Below are 864 nucleotides of genomic sequence, written 5' to 3'. Positions count from 1 at the left end.
CCCCTCACCGAGGCAATCGAGCTGACCCGCCGACTGAAACTGCCCCACATCCGCAAAGCGATGGCCGACCTGGTCCCGACCGCCAAAGCCCAAACGCTGGGACCCCGCCGAAGTCATCCGGGTCCTCCTCGCCGAGGAAGCCGCCGGCCGCGACGCCGCGAACCTGCGCACCCGCCGCAAACGCGCCGCGTTCCCCGCCGGCAAGACCTTCGGCGACTGGGACGACACCGCCTCGTCCATCCCACGCCCCACTCAGGACGCGCTCAAGACCCTGGAATGGGTACAACGCAAGGAGAACCTGTCCATCTGCGGACCATCCGGCACCGGCAAGAGCCACTTCTGCGAAGCCCTCGGCCAGGCCGCCGTCGAGGCCGGAATGACCGTGGCCTGGTTCACCATCGAAGATCTCGGCGCCCTCGTGCGCCGCCACCGCGTCGACGACACGGTCAGCCGAGCCGTCGCACGACTCATCCGCTGCGACCTGATCATCGTCGACGACATCGGCCTGCTACCGGTCTCGCCGGACGCCGCCGAAGGGTTCTACCGCCTCGTCGACGCCGCCTACGAACGCCGCAGCCTCGCCGTCAGTTCCAACCTGCACCCCTCCGGCTTCGAGGAGATCATGCCCAAGACCCTCGCTACCGCCACCGTCGACCGGCTCCTGCACCACGCCCACATCGTCGTTACGCAGGGCGACAGCTTCCGACTCAACCAGGCAACCACCGGACAGGGAGTGAAGCCCTTGAACTGACACCCGAACAACCAACGGCGGGGAACTATCTGGCCGCCGTTGGGGAGAAACCCGTGGCCGCCAGCGGGGACAAATGCCGGCCGCCTACGGGGAGATCAGAAAGACCGTTGACA

The 864-nt window shown here is 67.5% G+C and carries 1 pseudogene; it reads left to right on the top strand.

What is annotated here, in order from left to right:
* Positions 1-109: 109 nt before the first annotated feature.
* A pseudogene (istB, locus tag ACFHWU_RS29240) lies at positions 110-751 on the top strand (IS21-like element helper ATPase IstB); the annotation flags it as partial.
* Positions 752-864: the final 113 nt, after the last annotated feature.

Source organism: Micromonospora sp. LOL_015 (genome assembly GCF_048060275.1).
Lineage (GTDB): Bacteria > Actinomycetota > Actinomycetes > Mycobacteriales > Micromonosporaceae > Micromonospora_E.
The sequence above is the reverse complement of the archived record's forward strand: the minus strand, read 5'-3'. Positions and strand labels throughout refer to the sequence as shown.